At 61.0% G+C, this 22,929-nt stretch carries 15 protein-coding genes; 9 read left to right on the top strand and 6 right to left on the bottom strand.

What is annotated here, in order from left to right; translation table 11 throughout:
• Window positions 1-40 precede the first annotated feature (40 nt).
• The 4 genes from rsmD (at window position 41) to CAL20_RS21010 (ending at window position 2,860) form a co-directional block, all read left to right on the top strand.
• Complete coding sequence (gene rsmD, locus CAL20_RS20995) at window positions 41-622, top strand: 16S rRNA (guanine(966)-N(2))-methyltransferase RsmD (protein ID WP_094823015.1); 582 nt, start codon at window positions 41-43, stop codon at window positions 620-622.
• 58 nt (window positions 623-680) lie between these two features.
• On the top strand, window positions 681-1,211 hold the full coding sequence (coaD, locus tag CAL20_RS21000) for a pantetheine-phosphate adenylyltransferase (protein ID WP_094823016.1): 531 nt from the start codon (window positions 681-683) through the stop codon (window positions 1,209-1,211).
• Between the two features lie 192 nt (window positions 1,212-1,403).
• Entirely contained in the window at window positions 1,404-1,658 is a 255-nt protein-coding gene (locus CAL20_RS21005; RefSeq protein ID WP_094823017.1) for a YfhL family 4Fe-4S dicluster ferredoxin, read from the top strand.
• The gene (locus CAL20_RS21010; protein WP_094823018.1) at window positions 1,655-2,860 is read left to right on the top strand and encodes a benzoate/H(+) symporter BenE family transporter; all 1,206 of its coding nucleotides are present in this window, start codon (window positions 1,655-1,657) and stop codon (window positions 2,858-2,860) included. Before CAL20_RS21005 ends, CAL20_RS21010 begins: the two co-directional genes overlap by 4 nt.
• Before the next feature lie 12 nt (window positions 2,861-2,872).
• Here CAL20_RS21010 and CAL20_RS21015 read toward each other — a convergent pair whose 3' ends face one another.
• Together CAL20_RS21015 and CAL20_RS21020 are read right to left on the bottom strand one after the other, a co-directional pair.
• Window positions 2,873-3,259 (bottom strand): MOSC N-terminal beta barrel domain-containing protein, encoded by a 387-nt coding sequence (locus tag CAL20_RS21015; protein WP_094823019.1) that lies wholly within the window; start codon window positions 3,257-3,259, stop codon window positions 2,873-2,875.
• Window positions 3,256-5,763, bottom strand: coding sequence for an AsmA family protein (locus CAL20_RS21020; RefSeq protein WP_094823020.1), 2,508 nt, complete (start codon window positions 5,761-5,763; stop codon window positions 3,256-3,258). The genes CAL20_RS21015 and CAL20_RS21020 overlap by 4 nt, the downstream gene beginning before the upstream one ends.
• A gap of 162 nt (window positions 5,764-5,925) precedes the next feature.
• Between CAL20_RS21020 and CAL20_RS21025 the strand changes: the two genes are divergently transcribed.
• Complete coding sequence (locus CAL20_RS21025) at window positions 5,926-6,999, top strand: adenosine deaminase (protein WP_094823021.1); 1,074 nt, start codon at window positions 5,926-5,928, stop codon at window positions 6,997-6,999.
• Window positions 7,000-7,062: 63 nt separating this feature from the next.
• Window positions 7,063-7,515, top strand: coding sequence for a MarR family winged helix-turn-helix transcriptional regulator (locus CAL20_RS21030; protein ID WP_094823022.1), 453 nt, complete (start codon window positions 7,063-7,065; stop codon window positions 7,513-7,515).
• A gap of 70 nt (window positions 7,516-7,585) precedes the next feature.
• Here CAL20_RS21030 and CAL20_RS21035 read toward each other — a convergent pair whose 3' ends face one another.
• Window positions 7,586-14,335: an autotransporter outer membrane beta-barrel domain-containing protein gene (locus CAL20_RS21035; protein ID WP_094838895.1), complete on the bottom strand. Its 6,750-nt coding sequence runs from the start codon at window positions 14,333-14,335 to the stop codon at window positions 7,586-7,588.
• A gap of 268 nt (window positions 14,336-14,603) precedes the next feature.
• Here CAL20_RS21035 and CAL20_RS21045 point away from each other — a divergent pair, with 268 nt between their 5' ends.
• Together CAL20_RS21045 and CAL20_RS21050 are read left to right on the top strand one after the other, a co-directional pair.
• Window positions 14,604-15,341, top strand: a complete 738-nt coding sequence (locus CAL20_RS21045) for a PadR family transcriptional regulator (protein ID WP_094838897.1) — start codon at window positions 14,604-14,606, stop codon at window positions 15,339-15,341.
• Between the two features lie 22 nt (window positions 15,342-15,363).
• Complete coding sequence (locus CAL20_RS21050) at window positions 15,364-16,185, top strand: siderophore-interacting protein (RefSeq protein ID WP_094838898.1); 822 nt, start codon at window positions 15,364-15,366, stop codon at window positions 16,183-16,185.
• 44 nt (window positions 16,186-16,229) lie between these two features.
• Here the strand turns inward: CAL20_RS21050 and CAL20_RS21055 are convergent, their stop codons facing one another.
• Genes CAL20_RS21055 through CAL20_RS21065 form a run of 3 tightly spaced genes read right to left on the bottom strand, consistent with a single transcriptional unit; the run spans window position 16,230 to window position 19,961 of the window.
• Window positions 16,230-17,654, bottom strand: a complete 1,425-nt coding sequence (locus tag CAL20_RS21055) for an aldehyde dehydrogenase family protein (protein WP_179266715.1) — start codon at window positions 17,652-17,654, stop codon at window positions 16,230-16,232.
• The gene (locus CAL20_RS21060; RefSeq protein WP_094838899.1) at window positions 17,651-18,736 is read right to left on the bottom strand and encodes an alcohol dehydrogenase; all 1,086 of its coding nucleotides are present in this window, start codon (window positions 18,734-18,736) and stop codon (window positions 17,651-17,653) included. The genes CAL20_RS21055 and CAL20_RS21060 overlap by 4 nt, the downstream gene beginning before the upstream one ends.
• 13 nt (window positions 18,737-18,749) lie before the next feature.
• The gene (locus CAL20_RS21065; protein ID WP_256981669.1) at window positions 18,750-19,961 is read right to left on the bottom strand and encodes an ABC transporter substrate-binding protein; all 1,212 of its coding nucleotides are present in this window, start codon (window positions 19,959-19,961) and stop codon (window positions 18,750-18,752) included.
• Window positions 19,962-20,140: 179 nt separating this feature from the next.
• On the opposite strand from CAL20_RS21065, the gene CAL20_RS21070 reads away from it, so the two are divergent.
• Window positions 20,141-22,900, top strand: coding sequence for a LuxR C-terminal-related transcriptional regulator (locus CAL20_RS21070; protein ID WP_094838900.1), 2,760 nt, complete (start codon window positions 20,141-20,143; stop codon window positions 22,898-22,900).
• Window positions 22,901-22,929: the final 29 nt, after the last annotated feature.

Consider the following 22,929-nt stretch of genomic DNA (forward strand, 5'->3'; position numbering starts at 1 on the left):
CCCTACCCGGCTGCTATATTCGCGCTGGAGGTTCGCTTTCTTGAAAAAACCAAATACGGGCAATAAGCCCATCCGTATCGTTGCCGGGCAATACCGGCGCACGCCTATCGCCGTGCCCGATGTGCCCGGCCTGCGCCCCACGCCGGATCGCGTGCGGGAAACGCTGTTCAATTGGCTGACCCATTTGTGGGATGGAAACTACACCGGCAAACGCGTGCTGGATTTGTTCGCCGGCAGCGGCGCCCTGGGGTTCGAGGCTGCATCGCGCGGCGCCACCCAGGTGCAAATGGTCGAAAATAACCGTACGGCCATTGCTGCACTGCGGGCATTGCGTGACAAGCTCAAGGCGGACGCCGTGCGCATTCACGCGGGCGAGGCGCTACAGGTTGTCCAGCGCATGGACGCGTCGCGGTTCGATCTGATTTTGCTGGATCCGCCGTTCAATCAGGACTGGTTGCCCCGTTTATGGCCATTATTACCCGGCATTTTGGCCGAAGATGGCCTGATTTATATAGAGTCCGAGGCTGCGCTGGCCCCCCCTGACGAGTTCGAGGTGTTGCGTCAGGATCGGGCCGGGGCGGTGCACTACGGACTGGTGCAATTTGCTGCAATGCAGAAATAGATCAATAATCCGCAGTTCGGAGGAAGGTTTAAGCAAGTTACGAGGATACGGAGCCCCCATGATTACCGCTGTCTACCCCGGCACGTTTGACCCGCTGACCCGCGGCCACGAGGATCTGGTGCGCCGCGCTGCCGCCCTGTTCGACAAAGTCGTCGTGGGGATCGCGCACAGCCGCAACAAGAAACCGTTCTTCAGCGTCGACGAACGCGTAGAAATCGCCCAGGAAGTCCTGGGACATTATCCGAACGTCGAAGTCCGCAGCTTCGCCGGGCTGCTCAAGGACTTTGTGCGCGAGCAAAATGGCCGGGTGATCGTGCGCGGCCTGCGGGCGGTATCTGATTTCGAATACGAGTTTCAGATGGCTGGCATGAATCGCCACTTGCTGCCCGAAGTCGAAACGATGTTCATGACGCCGTCGGATCAGTACCAGTTCATCTCGGGCACGATTGTGCGCGAAATCGCCCAGCTGGGCGGAGACGTCAGCAAATTCGTGTTCCCGTCGGTCGAACGCTGGCTGCAAGCCAAGGCCAAGGAACACCGCGAGCAGTCCTGGCCGGCAGCCGGTGGCGCCCCCGCACCGACCGCGTAATGCGGGTGTTTCATGAGTGCCGGCCTGATCTGGCAGTCAATCTGTCAATGCGCATGATGACTCGCAGCCAATGGATGCCCTGTCCGCCGCGCTTGCTCTGCTGACGCAGGGCAAGCGCATCATTCGCGGCTCTGCGCACGGCGGGCGTACAATGGATGTGTTCTGCACATCTGCGCCGATACGCCCTCTGTCATGGCTTTAACGATCACCGAAGAATGCATTAATTGCGACGTCTGCGAGCCGCAATGTCCCAACGAGGCCATCTCGATGGGCGAGGACTATTACGTCATCGATCCGGATCGTTGCACGGAATGCGTGGGGCATCATGACGAACCGCAGTGCAAGGTCGTGTGCCCGGTCGAATGCATTGAATTGCATCCCCAGTGGCACGAGGGGCAGGAAGCCCTGATGGCCAAATACTACCGCCTGACAAAATCCGCCGCGTGAACGCCTCCGACGCCACTGTCTCTGTGACGCCGCGCAATCCCCCTGCGCGAGACTTTTCCCTCTCGGCCATTGTGGCCGGCTTTGTAGCTGTGCTGGTGGGTTTTGGCGGCACGGCGGTGCTGATTGTGCAGGCCGGGCATAGCGCGGGGCTGGATGCTGCGCATATTGGCTCCTGGCTGGCCTCGATCTGCCTGGCTGTCGGGATAGGCGGCCTGGTAATGAGCCTTCGCAGCCGCATGCCTATTGTGCTGGCCTGGTCCACGCCAGGCGCGGCGTTATTGGTCACCGCATTGGTTGGAGTGCCGTTTGATCAGGCTGTAGGGGCCTTTGTGCTAGCCTCGGCGCTGACGCTGGCGTGCGGTGTGTTTGGCTGGATTGATCCCATCATGCGGCGCGTGCCGGCCGAAATCGCCAGTGCGATGCTGGCGGGCGTACTGCTGAATTTTGGCTTGGGGATTTTTACGCATCTGAGCAAGCAGCCCGCGCTGATTCTGGCGATGTGTGCGGCCTATCTGCTGAGTAAACGCTGGATGCCTCGCTACGCGATCATGGCTGTCATGGTGATGGGGCTGGTGGTTGCGGCGGCAGCTGGTCAGTTGCAGCTGGGCAATGTGGATTGGCAATTGACGCAGTTCGTCTGGACGACGCCGGCCTTTAGCTGGCAGATCGCCATCAGTTTGGGGATTCCGCTCTTTGTTGTGGCATTGGCCTCGCAGAATCTGCCTGGCCTGGCAATTTTGCAGGCGTCCGGTTATCGGCCCGCGGCCTCTCGGTTGGTGGGGGCGACTGGCTTTCTGAGCCTGTTGGCAGCGCCGTTCGGATCGCATGGCGTGACGTTGGCAGCGATCACAGCGGCGATTTGTACTGGCCCGGAAACCCATCCAGAGCCCTCGCGCCGTTATATTGCCGGCGTTGCGTATGGGGTGTTTTATATCCTGCTGAGTGTGGTGGCAGGCGCAGTGGCGGTGTTTTTTCAGGCGCTGCCTGCAGCCCTGATCGCTGCATTGGCGGGCCTCGCCTTGCTGGGTGCGATTTTAGGCGGGATGGCCAACGCCATGGCGAACCCGGCGCGCCGCGAGGCCGCATTGATCACGCTGTTGGCCACGGCGTCGGGATTCAGTGCATGGGGAATCGGATCAGCCTTTTGGGGTCTGGTCGCCGGCCTGATTGCGCACTGGGTATTCGAGTACAAGCGGCGCTGAGCAGCGCCCCGATCAAGCAGGCCAGTGCACTGCCTCCATCTCGGGATGCACTTTTAGCAGCCGGCACGGGATCTGCAGGAAATTGGATACCCAGGCTGCAGCCAGCTCACCCTCGTCCACCACATCCACGGTCTGCTCGCCGAGGCGGATCTGATAGCGCACGCTGTCATCGTCCTCGATGACGTCCAGCGGAATGTCCAGACGCAACATCCCGGGGGCTTTCATGACCAGATAGCCCAAGCGCAATTCGACGCTGATCTCGGCCAGCCGCGGGCAGAGAGCGCGGTTCAACCACGTGCCGGCATCGTTGGAGATGAGCCAGCGCTTGTGATAATCCTGGGCCTGAGATTGAGCGGTGACGCCGCATTCGGCGATGGGCTGAAAAGCGGGCGTGCTCATTTACCTAGAATTCCCTTGAGTGCTTTATCGATTTTAGGAGCGACGTTTTCGTCTTCGAGGGCCTCTTTCAGGCGCTTTTCCAGGCCTTTTTTGAGCGCCTCGGTCGCTACGCCGCGCCATTGCACAGTGTAGACGGGTTTGTCGAACGGACCGCTGATCAGCACCGGAATGGTGATGCCCTTGAGTTCCTCGAGGTCTTTGCCGTCTTGGCCTGTGGAGGTGTTGACCACGCGCACTTTGGCGACGAAATTCAATATGTTCTGGACGAAATCGATCGCTGCGGGATCACCCTGAGACACGCGCAACAGGGGCGATGCCATATCCAGGCGTTTGGCTGTGGCGACACCTTTTACAAAGACCAGATCGGCCTCGAGCGAGGTGAAATCCGTGCTGCGTGCCCGATCAGCCTCCACCGCAGCGTCCTGTTCGACACCGGTAAAGGAGGCCTTGATATCACGCAGGGTCTGCGCCACGTTGATGCCCGTCACGGCACCGTCACGCAAGCGCAGCTGCATGACGCCGTTCAACCCGGTGGTCAATGCATAGGAATTCGAGCCGGCGGTTTTCAGATCCAGGGCGAGGCTGCCGGTACCGGTCAATACCGATTTTTTCATCAGATCGGTCAGCAAGGGCCCGATCGAGATGCCGGCCAAGGTCATTTTGGTGGCGATCTGATTGCCGTTGGCGGCATCAACGGACAGGGCGCCGCCGACTTTGCCGTCGTACAACGAGGCCGCCAGCGTCGAGACATCGAGCTTGCCTTTTTCGAGTTTGAGCTTGGCGGTCAGGTCGCTGGCTTTCAAGCCACGCACGACCAGTTGGCCGATTTTGATGTTGCCGTTTGCCGTGGGGCCCACCAGCGCAGACAAATCGATCGAGCCGTCAGTCGCGGCTGGCGCCTCGGCAGGCGCTGCGGTGTCGGGCTTTTTCTCGGGATCATCCTGTTTGCCATCACCCTCGGGGGCTTTGGGGGCAGGCGCGGTGACTGGCGGCGCCAGTTTGTCCAGGTCCAGCGTATCGACCGCCAGGGCGAATGTGATGTCGGGCACGGCGGACAGCTGCTTGACGTCGGCCGTCAGGTCGAACTTGCCGCCCTCCAGCACCGCGTTGATCTTGGCGCCCGCCTGGTCTTTTTGCAGGTTGGCGTTCATGCTGCCGATGACGGGGATCTGCAAGCTGCCTTTAGGCAGGCCAGGGTCCGTAATGTTGAATTCGCCTCGCAAGGTCAGCAGGCTGATGGCGCGCTGCCAGAGGTTGAACGTCGCGGGCGAGCTGAATGCGGCCTTGATGACGCGTTCGCCTTTGGTGAGCGTGCTGTCGAATTTGACTTCCTTGATGTCCAGCTCGCTGGCATTGCCGCTGATGCCGTTCAAGCCAAAGCTGGCGTCCAGGCCCTGCAGGCGCACCCGCCCCGTCAGTGCCTGGCCGGTCGCCTCGGAGGGCGAGATATTCAGCCCCGGCGCGTCGGCCGCCAGTTCGAAAGGCCCGCCGGGCAAAGCGCCCTTGGCGCGCACGGCGAGCTTGTCCAGTTGGAGTTCGAGCTTGTGCGGATCCATCGCGAGCTTCGGAATGGTCACACTGGCTTCGACGTTTTTCATCGGAGTGGCCTGGTCCGGTACATTGCCCTGGAACAGGATCTCCAGCCCGCTGACGTCCACAGACGAGGTCTGGCCGTTGAAGGCCAGGTTGCCGCGGGCGCTCAGGCTCTTGGCCTCGGCGCCCAGGACGTTGCCGTCCATGCGCATATCGAGCTTTTGCGCCGCGAAACGCCGGGCCAGCGGATCCAGCATCAACAAGCCCTGCCCCGTCAGATTGGCGTCCATGCGGGGATTGCCGCCCTCGACGCGGGCCGACAAGGTGACGTCGAACGGCTGTTTGTAGGTTACGCGGCCGGTGTTGGCCGTGAGATTGGTCACAGCCACTGCCATGCCGGAGATTTCGTCTTGGATCTGCAATTCGCCCGATTGCAAATCCAGGCCGGCGATATCGATCTGCATCGTGGCGGGTGCCGATGCGCCCCCTGTGGCCAGTACCTGCGCCGCGCCGGCCATCGCGCCGACGGCCGCATCGGCAGGGCCGCGGGGCTTGGCGGTGGACATGATGCCGCCGCCGACCAGGTCCTCGAAATTCAGATGGCCTTTTTTGTCGCGTACCGCGCGGACTTTAAAGCCATTGATGGTGACATGGTCCACCACGAGATTGCTCGACAGCAAAGGCCAGACAGCCACCGCCAGGCGCATGCTCTCGATCGAGGCAAAGGTCTCGGAACTGTTGACTTCAGACAGGGATACGCCCTGAACCGCCAGGCCAATACGCGGAAACAGCGACAGCTCGATATCGCCATCTATCGCCAAGGTACGGTGGTAACGCTCCTGAACGATCTCTTCCAACTTGTACTTGTACGCGTTGGGGTCGAACGTGAGCAAAAAGATGGCCAGGCCGACGACGGCCACAAGAACCAACACTACCAGGCCAATCACTATGCGCTTAAACCACGTTTTCATCGCCGCCCCGCGGGTACCTCGACTAGGAATAATAGGGGTAATCGCCCGCAATCCGGTATGGTATCGGGTGATTCCAGCCGCTTCGAGCCAGCGGCGTGCCGCTATGGTAACAAACCAGGGACCGGAATCCGCGCTAACTTACTGATAAATACGGCTCTTAATATGCACATACTTACTGATTTTCCCCGCCAGCAGCTGTTCGAATTGCTGCGCACGATGCCCAAAGCCGAACTCCACGTGCACATCGAAGGCACGCTGGAGCCGGAACTGATTTTTGCCCTGGCGCAGCGAAACGGCGTGACCCTGCCCTATGACGGCATCGAGGCGCTGCGCGCCGCCTATGCTTTTACCGACCTTCAGAGTTTTCTGGATATCTATTACGCCGGGGCGGGCGTGCTGCTGCATGAACAAGATTTCTTTGACATGGCGATGGCGTATTTTCATCGCGCCGCGGCAGATCGCATCGTACACGCCGAGCTGTTTTTTGACCCGCAAACCCATACCGCGCGCGGCGTTCCGATAGGAACGGTGATCCGCGGCCTGACGCGCGCCTGCGATACCGCGCGCGAGCAGTTGGGCATCAGCAGCGCGCTGATCCTGTGTTTCCTGCGTCATCTGAGCGAGGCCGACGCGTTCGATACGCTGGAGCAGGCGCTGCCCTATCGTGAGCATTTTATCGGCGTTGGACTCGATAGCAGCGAACGCGGCAATCCGCCGGAAAAATTCGCGCGTGTCTTTGCCCGGTGCCGCGAACTGGGTTTGCGCATCGTGGCGCATGCAGGCGAGGAAGGCCCGGCCGATTACATCCGCGACGCGCTGGATCTGCTGGGCGCGGAACGTGTCGATCATGGCGTGCGCTGTGTCGATGACCCGCTGCTGGTCGAACGTCTGGCGCGCGAACGTATTCCGTTGACGGTCTGCCCGCTGTCCAATATCAAGCTGTGCGTCTTCGATACGATGGCCGCTCACAATATGGCGACGCTGCTGGAGGCGGGTCTGTGCGTGACAGTGAACTCGGATGATCCGGCTTATTTCGGCGGCTATCTCAATCAGAATTTCGTAGAAACGTTCCAGGCGCTGCCCCAACTGGGAGCAAGCCACGCCGTGCAGTTAGCGAAAAACAGCTTTGACGCCAGCTTTGTTTCCGACGAGCAAAAAGCCCGTTGGCATGATGAGCTGGCGCGCACGGTGGCTCGGTTCGGGCCGGAACAGGCCGCCCCGTTAACGGCGACCTGACGTTTCCTGGCACAATCTGTCTCAACTCATTGCTTTCCGGCCTCTGCGAGAGGAGACCTCACTTTGCCGAAACAACACCAAGGGCTGCAAGTCATCCAGCATCTGGGCCAAGCCTATCGCTCCATGCAAGCCGCTTTCAGCGGCCGGGTGGGGCATGCTTTGCCGCGCTGGCGCATTTTGTTCACGCTGCACGAACACGGTCAGTGTTCGCAAAAGATGCTCGCTGAACAATGCCGACTGGACCCCGCCTCCCTGACCCGTTTGCTGCAAGCCATGCAACAACAAGGCTGGGTCACCCGCAGCGCGGATCAGAATGACAACCGCGTCACCAATGCTTCGTTGACGCCGGCAGGCCAAGCGGTGGTCGACGAGGCGCTGCCTCGCCGCGAAGCCTTTTTTGAAGACGCATTGCAAGGCTTGTCCAGCGAAGACGTCCAGGCGCTGACACATGCGCTGGACGTGCTGGAACGCAATTTCGCGCAAGCAGGTGCAGCGCGCATTGATCCGGAAAACTGAGACAGAATCGCTCAAGGAAACGTGCGCTGCCTGACGTTTCCTTGATGTCGAACGGCATTCGGCCGGACACTCAGAACGGCACCGACAATTTCAACGAGCCCTGGTGGCTTTGCACGTGGGACGAAAACGCACCGTCGTACTGCAAACGGAAATCCACACCGCCCGCGTTAGAGACTTGAATGCCTGCGCCGATGCGGCCGATCACGTCGTCCATCGGTATCGATGATTCGAAACTGCCCGTACCAGGCTGCGCGCCCTGCAGTTTTGCCTTGACCTTGTACTCGTCGTCGGACAAGAACGACGCGCCTGCATACATGTAGGGTCGCATGACGGCCCCTTTGGTCAGCGGCACCCGGCCGCCTATCTCCAGCGTGGGCGATAGGCCGACGATGAATTTGTCGCTGCTTTCGATATCCAGGTGCTCCGCTTTGCGCGATTCGCTGTAGCCCGGCATACGCGTGTAGAACGCGTCCAGATCGACATAGGGTTTCAGATAAAACTGCTCGGCGGCAAAAGTGCGCGCAACGCGTAAACGCATTCCCGCGCCATAGACGTCCACATCGGAACTGGCGGTGCTTTGCAGCCCAGGAATGCCTATGCCGCGGTCGATATCGTATTGACCATAGCCGCCTCCCAATGCTGCAGAAAACGTCCAGGGTCCCGTTTCACGTTTGAGCACGAGACCAGCATAGCCGCTGTCGCCTTTACCGTTGACACGGCCGTCATTACCTCGCATGTGTGTATTTTGGTACGCCACGGATCCGCCCAGGAACCAGCCCGGGCTGACCTGGCGCTGGCCGCCGAACTGGTAGGTCACACCGTCAAACGAGAAACCGGCTACACCGTTGTCGCCCTCCTGATTGGTGTCCACGCCGGATACCTGGCCCCACAGACAATCCTGTTCGCCGGTCAGGGCGTCCACCCCCTGGAACACGGGGCATGACATCATGGCGCCGGTAAAGCGCGCCATGCTGGCTTGCATCTGCGCTGCAGGCGCGACGGCTACGCCAGGAGACAGATCGGCCAAACGGTCGGAATAATTTTTTGCGCCGCCGCGCGAGGCCATGTCGAGGGCAGCGTACAACTGCGCCAATTCGGTTGCACCGCCATCCTGATTCCAGGTGTTCTGCACATGACCCGCGACCGCATTTTGGTTATCGGCCAGATTCATCGATGGAGGCGCAAAATCGGCGCTCACTACGCGCATGTGAACTTGGTTACCTTGCAGCGAGGCATTGTAGTCAACGACCGGACTATCGTAGGCCACAGGCGTGCCTTGAATTCCGCCTTCAAAGGTCGCCATCGCGACCTCACGCCCGGGCAATAGCGCCAAAGGCACGACGCTCAGCAGGCCATCCAACTGCGTATCACCCTTGACCACCAGATGCGATGCGCGCAATGCCGAAAAATCCGCATTGGCCTGCAGGGTCCCGGTGGATCGCTGTGTAAAGTCTCCGGATACGGTCAATGTGTCCAACTCAGTCGATCGGCCTATCGCCACCAGGCCGGCGTTATCGATGTTTGCCTGATAACTCGTCGCGCCGCTTAACGTACCGGTTTGCTTGTTCTCGACGTCGCAGGCAATACTGCCGCTACCGTTCTGGCATTTGATATCGCCATTGATTACCCCCGCATTGCTGATTCTCAAGGCAGGGCTCGCTACATCGGCCATCGCGAACGCGGCCCTGTTCTGCTGCACGGCAACGCCGTTGTAACGCACCGCAGTACCGTCAGAGCCTACCGTGACAGCGCCGTTGGCGCCAACGTTGAGCACATTCGAATTGTTTCCGGCAATCCAGACGCCGCTGGCTTGTGAGCCTGATCCGCCCGCGACGGTACCGTTCACATTGACCGTCACAACGCCCGTGCCGTCCGGCCCATCGCTTTGCGCAAAAATACCGGTGGAGCCGCTGCCTGTTGCATTGATCGCACCAGACTGCGTCACCGTGACGTCGCCGCCCGTGCCTGAGCTGTTGCCGGCGGTGCCGGTGCTGCCGGCAAAGCCGCCATCCGCATCGCCGCCCAAGCCGCCCCCGCCACCGATGGATTGCGCGATGATGCCGAACGCATTCGCGCCGGAAGTCGTCAGGTTGCTGTTGACCGTGACATTGACAGCGCCGCCATTACCGCTGCTGCCGTCCTGCTCGTCGCTGTCCTGCCAGCCATCGGCGCCGACGCGCGTACCGACAGACGTGTCACCTGCGATCCCGCCGCCACCGCCGATGGATTGGGCGATCAGCGCATGTGCGCCAGCGCCTGAAGTCGTGATGTGGCTGCCCGCATTCAGGTTCAGCGTCATCGCACCGCCGTTGCCGGCGACGCCACCTTTGCCGCCAAGCTCCACGCCATCGTAGTGGCTGGCCTGACCGGCACCTCCCAAGCCACCGCCACCGCCGATAGATTGGGCGAGCAGCCCATACGCGCGATCGCCCGATGTGGTTGCGGCCAAGCCCGTGGTGAAGTTCACCGTGCCGCCATCGCCGGCCAACCCGCCTCTGCCGCCCACTGAGACGTGCATGGCATGACTGTCCTGGGCAAGTAGTTTCGATGTGCTGTTGCCTGCGCCGGCGATGCCCCCACCGCCACCGATCGACTGCATGGCCAGCGCCGGCGCATCGTCGCCTGCGGTTGTTACGGTCAGCCAGCCGCTGCCGTTGCCATTGGTGTTCTGGATCGTGCCGCCATTGCCCGCCTGTCCGCCGGTTCCGCCGAACGATGCGCCGACGGTGATCGTGCCTCGTGCCTGATCCGATCCGTCTCCGCCTTGACCGCCGCCGCCCCCGATGGACTGCAGCAAGACGCCATAGGCGTAGTAACCCGCGGTGGAAATCCTGTTGTTATGCGAGCCGTCAAAATAGGCGTTCACTTCGCCGCCGTTACCGCCGGCCCCGCCAGAACCGCCCACGCCGATAATCGCATTGGCTTTGACCTTGCTGCCGGTTGCCGACGATGAACCGCCGGTACCGCCGCCTCCACCAATGGATTGCACAACCAGGCCGTCGGCCCAATCGCCGCCGGTGGCGATCTGCCCGACAAAGTTGACGTTGACGTTTCCGCCATGTCCGCCGCTACCGCCTTTGCCGCCGACGTCGACACCGAATGCATAAGTCGAGCCGGTATCGTCGAGCCGCTCTTTGTTATCGCTATGGTCGCCAATACGATCCAGAATGGGATAAGAAGACGCGTCCGCACCCAGCGATCCGCCCAATCCGCCGCCGCCGCCGATCGACTGCAGCAGTACACCATCGGCATCGCCGCCTTCGGTGCGAATGGCGCCCTGCAAGGTCGCGTTGATCGTGCCGCCTGTCGCGCCGGAACCGCCTGTCGCGCCCAAGCCTACTTGCAGGCGCGCGGAGGGTTCCTTCTCTATCGACGAGGCGACACTCAATGTTCCTCCTTGAGACGTGCCGCCTCCGCCACCGATCGACTGCGCCACCATGCCCCGCGATCCCGAGCCCAGCGTGCGGATCACAAAATTGGGATTCAAGGTGATATTCACATCACCACCTGTGCCGCCCGATCCGCCCGTACCGCCTAACGCCAAGGTCAGTTTTACGGACGTGGGGCCGCCATGGGTATAGGCGTTGCTGCTGCCCACACCGCCATTGCCGCCGCCTCCGCCAATCGACTGTGCCACCACCCCGTTGGCATAATCGCCATAGGTGATGATGGAAGACGCGGGTGGCGTCGTCGTGACTGGCGGCGTCAGCAAGGTGGGCGGCAAGGCCGCATACGCCGTGCCGCTATCGCCGAGGCTGATATTCACCGCGCCGCCGTTGCCGCCCACGGCTCCGGTGCCTCCCAATGTCAGGCCAGCCGTCGCGGAAATCGTGGTTTCATCGCCCAGCGTAGTGGCCAGCACGGAGGAATCACCGCCATTGCCGCCGCCCCCGCCAATGGACTGCGCGACAACGGCGTGCGAGCCATCCCCCAGCGTCGTGACGGTTGAACCGTTGTTCAGCACCACCTCGGTCACGCATGAACTGTCGTTTGCCGGGCAGGCATCGCCGCCAGAGCCGCCCGTGCCGCCAATCGCCGCTTCGAAGTTGAACGCGGCGGATACGCCTTCTCCAGTCGGTACGGCCAATACAAAGTCGCTGGCGCTGGAACTGCCGCCATTACCACCACCGCCGCCTATGGTTTGCACCAGGATGCCGAATGAATCGTTGGGCGCATATGTATCCGGGTTGATGCTCGGGCTGGCGTAGTCCATTCCCGTTGCAATGTGTGAACTGCTCAGATTCACCGTCGCCGCATTGCCCGTCCCGCCAGACCCGCCGCTGCCGCCCACCACCAAGGCGGCATTAAAGCCCAACGTCGCATCGTAGTAGCTGGCATCGCCGCCGTTGCCCCCACCGCCGCCGATGGCTTGCACCAGCACGCCTGTGGAATGAGCACCGCCCGTGCTGATATTCAAATTGGAATAACCCACTTTGACCGAGGACGATTTGCCGCCATCGCCACCGCTACCTCCCAATTGCAAGGCTGCAAAAGAAGCGACGCTGGCGTTTTTGACACTGCCGCCAGTGCCGCCGCCACCGCCGATGCTTTGCGCGATGATGCCGGGCGAGTAATTGCCGTGGGTCACGATATTTCCGGTCGAATACGAGGTCGTGCCGCTGGAGCATCCGCCATGGTTGCTCACGCAGACGTCCCCACCGTCGCCGCCACCACTGGCGCTGCCGCCAATTGCCACGGAAACCCCGACCGACGCCGTAAAAGTATCCCCGCCGTTGCCGCCGCCACCGCCTATGCTCTGCGCGATGACACCGGGGCTGAACTGGCCCGATGTGGTGATGCGCCCGAGATCACCGAACGTGACACTGCCGCCTGAGCCGCCGCCTCCTCCTGCACCACCCACGCCCATCACGCCGATGCTGTCGCCACCACTGCCACCGCCCCCACCGATGGACTGGCCCACCATCCCGATGGCAGCATTGCCCGTGGTAGTGATTGTCCCGCCGCTATTGTTGAGGACGACACTGCTGCCGTTCGATCCCGAGGTCCCATCAGATGAGTTGCCCCCCACACTGAGCAAACCGGTCGCACTGCCCGATGCCCCGCCACCGCCGCCGATCGATTGCGCGACCATGCCATGTGAGTTGTAGCCCGAGGTCGTAATCGATCCCGAGTTGGTGAGTTGGACCGAATTGGCCGAGCCTCCGCCGGCGCCGCCGCCGCCCAGCGAGACCAGCGAAGACGTATCCGCGCCACCGGCGCCGCCACTGCCGGCGATGGATTGCGCCAGCACGCCATAGGCATGTTGGCCACTGGTGTTGATTGATCCCGCCGTCGTGACGTTGACTTGTCCGGCGTCGCCGCCATTACCGCCATTGCCGCCTTGACCGCCCAGCACCGACACAAAATCACTGCCTGTTCCGCCGCCTCCGCCTATGGACTGTGCCACCACACCGACCGAAAAATTGCCGTTCGTCGTGACGGTCGTATCGCTCTGGGTCTGGACAGTGACCTGGCCTGCATCACCGCCAAATCCGCCGCCGCCCGCTTGTCCGGCCAGAGCTGTGCTGTCCGCACCATCGCCGCCCTGCCCGCCCAGGCTCTGAGCGGCAATACCCACGAGGTTTTCGCCCTGCGTGGTGACGCTGGCGCCGGAATGTAAAGTCACCGTCACCGTACCGGCGTTGCCTCCATCGCCGCCTGAATGGTCTTTGTCCGGCCCGCCACCGCCCTTGCCTCCCAATGCCCTGGCGGCAATTCCTGCTCCCTCGATTGTCGAACCTGACCACTCGACATCGAGCAACACGGAGCCATACGCATCGACTGTGACCTTCTGAGTCCAGTTCGATGAATTGCCACCGCCATATCCACCGTTGTCGCTATCGTCCGTAGAGGCAGTGCCATCGCCACCAGAGGTCTCTGCCTTGATGCCGAAAAGCTTTGCGCCCTGATTGACTTGCCAATAGCTGGTGGCCGAGCCGTGATGCGTCACTTGCACCGTGCCGCCAGTGCCGGCGTTGCCGTTTTTCTGCCCGCCCATGCCGCCAACCGAAGTCGCGGAAATCGCCGCGCCGACTGTATTCGTGCGTAGGCGCGCATCGCTGCTGCCCAGATTGATGGCACCGCTGCTGGTGACGGACACCGTACTGCCATTGCCGCCTGTCCCGCCGATCTGATCGCCGTATTCCAGCGTGGGATCGTTCTGCTGGCCGCCCGCGCCTCCGACTGAGGTGGCGTTGATTCCGAAAAGACCCGTCGTGGGCGTATCTACGGTGCCCACTATCGTCAAATTGCCCGTGTTCTGGACGGTCACGTTCTGTCCGAACCCGCCCTTTCCGCCATTAGAGTCATTGTTATCGTTGTCCTGATCGGCCTGGCCGCCATAAGAGCCCGCCAGAATCAGGCTATTCACGTTGCCGATCGTTGTCCCGGTCAACGTCACGTCATAGTTATTCGTCACGTAGACCTGTCCACCATTACCCGCAGTCCCCTCGTCAACACCCGCGCCGCCCGTCGTTGCGCCGGTCACGACGCCCATGGTGGTTTGCGCGCCCAAGATCGGAATAGACATAGAGGCGTCAATCGAATGGGATCTCGTCGTGGTCACATTGTTTTCATCTCCCCCGGCTTCGCCGTCTTTTTCATCATTTTTGTCGACTCCGTCATCGCCTTTGCACATGCCATACATGTAGGGATAGCTACCGTCATCACCGGTGCCCCAACATGTGCCCGCACGGACATCGCTCATCAGTCCGCACCCCCATACACCCAGCGCAGACAGGATCGCCAGTCGCAGCGCACTCTGGCGCATCAACGGAAAGGTCACGCGGCGGGCAGAGAACGACGTGGATGGTTTCTTCATGATGAGGGCAATCTGAATAAAAAGGAGGCTTCCTTTCCGCGCACCGCTCCACATGCAGAAAGGTCTGGATACGAGATTCTGCGTTTTCATTGCAGCAGCGCAATATTTTTTCGACGAAACCCAGGTTTTTATCGATGAAATGCGGCGTACCGTTCAACGAAACAACATGGCGAATTCTTTTTTCGACAGTTGGGATGTTTTGTGCTTGCGCCAAAGTACGAGCCGGCAGTCTTGACACGACAATATCGTTAGATATATCGTACGATATATGAAAGATACTCAGAAACGCACGACACGCCCTACGCACCCTGACGATCTGCATCGATCAGGCTCGCGCCATACCTCGCCCACTCAGAATGCCGACGGCCACCATGGCCGACACGGTGGCCACGGCAAAATGCGCGGTAGCCACGGCATGGGGGGTGACGGCATGATGCGGGGCGGTCATGGCATGGGTGGTGACGGCATGATGCGCGGCCGCAAATTCAGCGCCGAAGACCTGCAATTGATGCTCTTGGCCTTGATCGAAGAGCAAGCCCGCCATGGCTATGAACTGATCAAGGAAATAGAGGCTCGTACCAACGGCTACTACACGCCCAGCCCCGGCGTGGTCTACCCTGCTCTCACCTATCTCGAGGAACTCGACTACACCACTGTCGAGACGCACGGCACTCGCAAACGCTATCACCTGGCCGATGCTGGCCGCGCCCATCTGGACAGCCAACGCGACCGAGTCGAACTGCTGCTCGCAGGCCTGCAACATGTGGCGCGCAAGATGGCCTGGATGAAACAAGCCTGGCAAGGCGATCCCGGCGCGCAAGAAGCCGTCCAGGCCAGTGGCTGGCTGCGGGAATACGTCGAGGCTCGCCGCGCCCTGCGCGAGGCTCTGGTACGCCGCTCTGATGCTGATGAGGCCGAACAGCGCCGCATCATCGTCATCCTGCAACGCGCCACGGCGGACATTCTGAGCCAGGCAGCAAGATCCTGTGATCCCGTCGCTGACTGACGCCACTGATACAAGGATATTTATGGACACCGCATCCACCGAACGCTATGCCGTACAAAAAGTCCGGCATCCTCTGAAGTCCCGCATGCTGCAAGTCAGCCGCGTGCAGCCGCTGAGTGCACACATGGTGCGCATCACGCTGACCGGCAATGATCTCGAGGGCTTTGTTTCCGCTTCGTTTGACGATCACGTCAAAGTCTTTCTGCCCGAGGGCGATGCCCTGCCCATCATCCCCACCATCGGCCCCAACGGGCCGGAATTCCCCGCTGGCGTCGCGCGTCCTCAGGCGCGTGATTACACGCCGCGCCGCTATCGTCCCGATACCAAAGAGCTCGATGTCGATTTCGTGCTGCACGACCACGGCCCTGCCGGTACCTGGGCAGCGCAAGCGCAACCTGGCCAACATTTAGGCGTTGCCGGGCCGCGCGGTTCATTTGTCATCCCGCATGATTTTGATTGGCACCTGTTGATCGGCGATGAAACGGCATTGCCCGCTATCGCGCGGCGCCTGGAAGAGCTCCCCGCAGGCAAACGCGTCCTGGCGGTCATCGAAACCCGCGGTCCCGATGCCCGCATCGACTTACCTACACAAGCCGACGCGACGGTGCAGTGGATAAATGGCGGCACCGATGCCGAGGGCTCCGAATCCGTGTTGGAACGCGTGATTCGCCGTCTGCAACTGCCCGAGGGCGAAGGCTATATCTGGGCCGCTGGCGAGTCCGCCGCGATCCGCGGTGTGCGGCAGTATCTGGTCCACGAACGCGGCATCGACAAAGCCCGCATTCGCGCATCCGCCTATTGGCGGCGAGGCAACCAAGGCGCGCACGAAGTGCTGGAAGATTAAGCCGCGGTGGCAAAGCGCCGTCGATACGGCGCCTGCCACACCGTTCAATTGATCAGCGTCACTCTCGTCTGCACATTGGTGTATTCCTGCAGCCCCTCCATGGCGTTCTCCACACCGATTCCAGACTGCTTCTGTCCGCCGAATGGCGCGTTCGGCGACATCACATGTATGTGATTGACCCAGACCATTCCTGTTTGCAGACGCCCCGCGATCTCGTAGGCCAAGTTTTGATCCCGGCTCCAGACGGAACCTCCCAAACCATAATCGCTATCGTTGGCGCGACGCACCACCTCATCAATGTCGCGGTATTTCAATAGCGGCAACACGGGGCCGAATGCCTCCTCTATCACGGACCGTGAGTCATCCGGCGGATTATCCAGAATGCACACCGGGATGAAGTATCCCTTGCCCTCGGGCACACTGCCTCCCAGCAAAAACTTCACACCGGTGCGGTGCGCATCTGCGATCAGATCTTTTACCCGTTCATACTGCATGCGATTCTGAATCGGGCCCAAACCAACGCCAGGCGCGGCACCGTTGCCCATTTCGACGGTACGCGCGTAGGCCACAAGCTCGCGGCTGAAATCGTCGTAGATGCTTTCATGCACATACATGCGTTTCGTCGCCAGGCAATACTGCGAGCTATTGCGAAATGCGCCCCAGAACAAAGCGCGTGCGGTCTGCGCCACATCGACATCCGGCAAGACGATGGCTGCGTCATTTCCGCCGAGCTCCAGGGTAATTCTCTTGAGCCTGCTGGATGCGCTTTGCATAACGCGGCGCCCGGTAGCGGTCGACCCCGTAAAGCCTATTTTGTCGATGCCAGGATGCTCGGTCAGCCATGGCCCCAAACGATCGGAGCCACTGACTACGTTCAACACACCGGGCGGCAACACATCGCGAAACAGCTCACCCATTTTGAGCGATGTCAGCGGTGTGAATGGCGAGGGTTTCAATACCACGGTATTGCCTGCCAATAACGCGGGCGCGACCTTCCAGATGGCCAGCGTCATGGGAAAGTTCCACGGTGCGATGGCGGCCACCACACCGATGGGAACATGGTGCGTCTCAAAAAGATGTCCCGCACCGTCATCATGCCGCGACACAGGTAAGGTTCGTTTCGCGTATTCGCGCAGCCAATGCACGCAGCGGCCCACTTCGGCCTTGGCATCGGCGTGAGGCTTGCCCTGTTCACGCGTCAACAGACGCATGAAGTCGTCCGTATGCGATGCCAGCAAATCGGCCATCGCATCCAGCGAGTGCTGCCGCCGGGCTAGCGGCAGCGCTGCCCATGAGGCTTGTGCCCGCCGCGCTGCGGCGACTGCGTCATTCAGTTGATCCAGCGAGGCATCCGGTACACGCGCGATGCACTCTTCTGTTGCAGGATTCAGCACATCCATGCTTTCTGATGACAGCGTCGCGCGGCCATCAATGGTCATGGTGTAATTCGAATCGAAACTCAGGGTCATGATGCTACCGTCGCTGAATCATTCATGGTGGGGCAAAGAATCAAACGTCCCACCACGCGCCCTTGCGACAAGTCCTGCAACGCACTGGCCGCGTCGTCCAGGCAACGGCAGGATGTCGGAATCAAGGTCGGCTGTTGCTCCCGCACCAGACGCATCAACGACTGCAGTTCGCCCAGATTGCCGATATAGGAACCTTGGACCGTCGCCGCGCGCATGGGCAGCAAGGCCGACGACAGCGTCAGTTCGCCGCCAAACAATCCCACGACAATCAACTGGCCGCCTTTGGCCAGCAGATCCAGCCCCTGTTGCACCGTCGTGCCGTGGCCAACGCAATCAATCACAGCCCATACGGGACCGCCTGCAGCGGCGCGTATCTGGTCCAACGCATCCGGCGCTCCGGCATCCACTGCACATGTCGCGCCTGCGGCGAGTGCCGCGCCGCGCCGTTTACCGTCTGGCTCCAGCACAATCACACTGGTGCAGCCCATCGCACGCAGCAAGGTGACGCACATCAATCCGAGCCCGCCAGCACCGATCACCAGCACCGCCTCTTGCGCCAGCACGTCGCGATCGATTTTGTTGATGGCACTGTAGGTCGTCAAACCCGAACATGCATACGGCGCGGCCTGCTCGGGGGTCAATGTGCCGATATCCACGAGATAACGCGAGTGCGGCACCAGCAGATGATCGCTGTAGCCGCCGGCCCGGAATATGCCTAGAAAACGCGGTTGCGTGCACAGGTTTTCTCGGCCCCGCAAACATACCCGGCATTGTCCGCAACCTATCCACGGATAGACCAGCCGGCGATCGCCCGGCCGGACATCGGTCACATCGGGTCCAACGGCGACCACCTCACCCACCGTCTCGTGGCCCAGCGTCAACGGTAGACCAACGCCACGATCGGCCATGCTCAACCGCTTGCCGCCACCGAGATCGTAAGAACCTTCCCATGTGTGAATATCGGTATGGCAGACGCCGGCGGCCAACACGCGCAACAGCACCTCATTGCCCTGCGGTTGCGGCGTCGCGCGCTCAATGCGCTGCAACGGTTGTCCAAAGGCCACCACATCCTGGCTGATCATGTCTGTCCTCCTGTTATTTCGCCAACGGGCAAGCGCCCTGATTCAGCGGTCGAAACGCCACATCCCCGGGAATCACACCGATCTGCTTGTACAGATCCCATTCATTTTTCGACTCGGCAGGCGTTTTCACCTGGAACAAGTACATATCGCGCACCACGCGTCCGTCAGTGCGCAGCTTGCCGTCACGCGTCATGAAATCATTGATGGGTGTCTCGCGCATCTTGGCCATCACGGCGTCGGAATCCTTGGTCCCGGCGGCCTGGACAGCCTTGAGATAATGCATCACTGCACCATACGTGCCAGCCTGTGTCATCGTCGGCTTACGTCCGACTTTATCCTGAAAACGTTGGGACCATTGGCGCGTCGCATCGCTCTGATCCCAGTAGAAGGCCTCGGTCAAGAGCAGGCCCTGTCCCAATTCCAACCCGATCGATTTCACGTCCGAGAAAAACGCCAGCAACGCCACCAGCCGCTGCTTGCTGTCGCCACGTCCAACGCCGAACTCGGCGGCCTGCTTGATCGCATTGATCAGATCCCCGCCTCCTAGTGCCAGCCCCACAATGCCTGCGTTCGAAGCCTGCGCCTGCAACAGATAGGAACTGAAATCCGGCGAGTTCAACGGCGAACGCACGGCGCCTACCACTTTGCCTCCACCCCGTTCAATCACCGCGCTGGCGTCGGCCTGCAGGGCATTCCCAAACGCATAATCGGCGGTGATGAAATACCACTGTTTACCGCCTTGGCGAGTGACCTCTGCGCCCGTGCCGCTGGCCAAGGCATAGGTATCGTATGTCCAGTGCACGGTATAGGGCGAACATGCTTTGCCCGTCAGATCCGAGGTGGACGCACTGGTGACCATGATGATTTTCTTTTTCTCGCGCCCGACCTCGCTGACGGCCAAGGCGGTCGCCGACGTAGGCAGATCGGTGATCATGTCCACGCCATCCTGATCGAACCAGCGGCGCGCCGCCGCGCTGGAGACGTCCACCTTGTTCTGGCCGTCGATGTAGACCAGCTCGATAGGCTTGCCCAGCACTTGGCCGCCAAAATCCGCGACCGCCATGCGCGCGGCCTCGACCAGGCCGCTGCCGCCGATATTCGAATATACCGAACTCATGTCGGTCAATACGCCGATTTTGACCGGCGCCTGTGCGGGCGCAGACCAGGCCGCAGCGCAGTAGAACATCAGGCCGGACAACGCCAGCATCGCCTTGGAAGTTTTCACGAGTTGTCTCCGATCATTATTTTTTCAGGCGCAATGCGGGTACACGCCATTGCCCTGTACAGGTTCTTTTTGTATCTTAGGGACCCGTTTTGCGTCTTCGTCCGAACGGGTGATTTTTCGGCAAGACCCGGGTTTACCCGATCCCTATCCTCACGTCTTCGTTTCCAATACAGGTCGTTATGCAGTTACCCGCCACGCTGCAGACCACCTTGGTCAGCGGCAAACTGAATGCCCCTGTGGTGTCTGCTCATCACGTGACGCGGCATGCGTTGCGCGAACAGATATGTCAGCACGCACCGGGGAAAGTGGTGTTGCTGCGCGGCCCGGCAGGGTATGGCAAGACCTCATTGCTGGCGCAATGCCGCGACCAGATGCTGAGCGCATCGACGTCCGTCACCTGGTTGACCCTGGACAGCGCGGACAACGATGCAGTTCGTTTTTTGCACTGCCTGGGCATGGCCCTGCAAAAGCTGGCGCCACCCCAGGATCAGACATCGATGAAGACGGGTGTGCCGGCGCGCGGCCCAGCAACGGATGTGAGGAATTTTTCTCGTCCTCCGCATACCGACATCCTTGAACTGGCTCTCGCCGTCAAAGCGCACATTGCCTCGCTGGCGCATCCATTCGCCTTGTTTCTGGATGATTTTGAATCCATTACCGAACGCAGCGTGCTGGACCTGGTTCAGGATCTGATCGCGGATTTGCCGCATCATGGCAGCCTGCTCATCGGCACGCGGCATGTGCCCGCGCTCCATCTTGGCCGACTGCGCAGCCGCGGCAAACTGCTGGAGATCAACGCGGCACAATTGTGTTTTTCACACGAGGAGACGGCCAGTCTGTTCGCCGGCATGCAGCAGCCCTTGCTCCCCGCGGATATTGATCAGCTGCATCGCAAAACAGAGGGCTGGATTGCCGCGCTATGGCTGGTGTCCTTGTCGCTGCCCCGGCATGCAGACCCTAGCGCCTTTGTCGCGCGATTTTCCGGTACCGAGCAATCCATCGCAGAATACCTGGCACAGGACGTCCTGGCAGGGCTGCCTGAAGAAGCACGCCATTTCCTGCTGCGCACCAGCATCCTGAAGCGATTGAACGCACCGCTGTGCCGAGCCCTGCTGCCAGACCTGCCATGCGAAACCTTGCTTGCGCAGTTGGAAAGCACGCATTTGCTGCTGGGCAGCGATGCTCTCGATGACCACAGTTATCGCTATCACAGCCTATTTGCCGCGTATTTACAGGCGCAATTGCGCGCCGCAGCTCCCACGGAGATCACCACGCTGCATCGGCGCGCATCGGCCTGGTTTTTACAGCAGAATCGCCCCGTCCCTGCTATCGATCATGCCATCGACGGCGGAGATTTCCAGCTCGCGATCGACCTTTTGCAAACCCATGCGGCCCGCCTCGCAGCGGAGGGCCGTATGGGCCTGCTGGCCCGCTGGTTCAATCAGATTCCACCGACCGCGCTTGCCACGCAACCTGTTCTGCAGGCCCTGCAGATCTGGGCCACGTGCATGACGCGCGGGCCGAGCGAAGCCAGCCTGCTGATGACCGAACTGAAACTCGCTGACCACAACGATCCCGCGGTGCAACGGCATGTGCGCACGCTGCGTCCGCTGCTGCTGTCCATGATGGACTGTCATGAACAAGCCTACGAGATCGGCATGCCCAGCATTGCAGCCTTGCAAGACAAGCTCTCCTTTGCGGAAACCGCCTTGCTCAACGCGATGGCCAATGTTGCAGCCGTACTCGGACGCTATCAGGAAGCCCGCCGTTGGCTGGACACGGCACGGCGTGCCCAGGGCGTTGCCGCCAGCCGTTTCAATCACATGTATTCCGAAGCCGTCGAGGGCATCATCGATCTGCAGGAAGGACGCCTGCGCCAGGCAGGCGCGCGTTTTCTGACTGCGGTGCATGCCACGCATCGCGACATGCCAGGCCCGGTCGGCGGCAACGCATGGGCGGGCGTGCTGTATGCCGCCTGGGTCTACGAAACAGGAGACCTCGCGCAAGCCTCACGTTTGCTGGCCGTCTATGTTCCCTTGGGCCGAGACGTTGCCCTGCCCGATCACATGATCCTGGGCTACGTCATGCTATCGCGCATCGCATTCCTGAATGGAGATACTGACCGCACGTTTTACCTGTTGGGCGAACTGGAATACCTCGGACACCAAAGGCGCCTGCCGCGCATCGCGGCCAGCGCTCGAGTTGAACGGGCGCGGTTCCTGCTGCTGCAAGGCCACAGCAGCGCCGCACGCGATGAACTGCTGCGCGCCGAGGATGATGACCTGTGGCAACGCGTAGAACGCCTACGCCTGCCCGCCAATGATCTGCTTTATCCGCGGCTGGGAAAACTGCGCTGGGCCTGTTATGCCGGCAATCATAGCGACCTGCAGTGGGCGATCGCCGAGCTGGAACGCGACACTGCCGCTGCGATTGAGGCTCGCAGATATCGCCGGGCGTTCAAGATGCGCCTGCTGACAGCGGTCGCCTACGAAAGACTGGGACAAGACAGCAAAGCCTACACCTTGCTGACGCAAGTTTTGCAAATCGCCGTCAACGAGGATCTGTGCCGTGTCATCGCCGACGAAAGAGCCGCCGTCGCTGAACTGCTCACACGATTTCACGCTGCACCGGCAGGCCAGCGCTGGCTGACGGAGGAGCCAGGAGCAGGAGCGTGGCTGCAGAAATACCAACAGCGAACCGGCCTGAGCCTTGCTCCTCAGGCGGCAACGACGCCCGTCGTTCTGGCAGACCCGCTAACCACCAAAGAAACGCGTGTGCTGGAACTGCTGGCCGAAGGCCACTCCAATATTTCCATCGCGCGCAAGCTGTTCGTGTCGGAAAATACCGTGCGCACGCACCTGCGTAATTTGAACATCAAGCTGCAGGCGGCCAATCGCACTCAGGCCGTGGCACAGGCGCGCAAGGCTGGACTGCTATAGGCACCATGCATCAAATGCGATAGCGCAAC

Source organism: Bordetella genomosp. 4 (assembly GCF_002261185.1).
In the GTDB taxonomy this organism is placed as follows: Bacteria; Pseudomonadota; Gammaproteobacteria; order Burkholderiales; family Burkholderiaceae_B; genus Bordetella_A.

What these genes read in the sequence shown, in the direction of transcription:
- coaD (WP_094823016.1), top strand. Translation starts at nt 681, where the DNA reads ATGATTACCGCTGTCTACCCCGGCACGTTTGACCCGCTGACCCGCGGC.
- CAL20_RS21005 (WP_094823017.1), top strand. Translation starts at nt 1,404, where the DNA reads ATGGCTTTAACGATCACCGAAGAATGCATTAATTGCGACGTCTGCGAG.
- CAL20_RS21015 (WP_094823019.1), bottom strand. Translation starts at nt 3,259, where the DNA reads ATGAGCACGCCCGCTTTTCAGCCCATCGCCGAATGCGGCGTCACCGCT.
- CAL20_RS21020 (WP_094823020.1), bottom strand. Translation starts at nt 5,763, where the DNA reads ATGAAAACGTGGTTTAAGCGCATAGTGATTGGCCTGGTAGTGTTGGTT.
- CAL20_RS21025 (WP_094823021.1), top strand. Translation starts at nt 5,926, where the DNA reads ATGCACATACTTACTGATTTTCCCCGCCAGCAGCTGTTCGAATTGCTG.
- CAL20_RS21035 (WP_094838895.1), bottom strand. Translation starts at nt 14,335, where the DNA reads ATGAAGAAACCATCCACGTCGTTCTCTGCCCGCCGCGTGACCTTTCCG.
- CAL20_RS21045 (WP_094838897.1), top strand. Translation starts at nt 14,604, where the DNA reads ATGAAAGATACTCAGAAACGCACGACACGCCCTACGCACCCTGACGAT.
- CAL20_RS21050 (WP_094838898.1), top strand. Translation starts at nt 15,364, where the DNA reads ATGGACACCGCATCCACCGAACGCTATGCCGTACAAAAAGTCCGGCAT.
- CAL20_RS21055 (WP_179266715.1), bottom strand. Translation starts at nt 17,654, where the DNA reads ATGACCCTGAGTTTCGATTCGAATTACACCATGACCATTGATGGCCGC.
- CAL20_RS21060 (WP_094838899.1), bottom strand. Translation starts at nt 18,736, where the DNA reads ATGATCAGCCAGGATGTGGTGGCCTTTGGACAACCGTTGCAGCGCATT.
- CAL20_RS21070 (WP_094838900.1), top strand. Translation starts at nt 20,141, where the DNA reads ATGCAGTTACCCGCCACGCTGCAGACCACCTTGGTCAGCGGCAAACTG.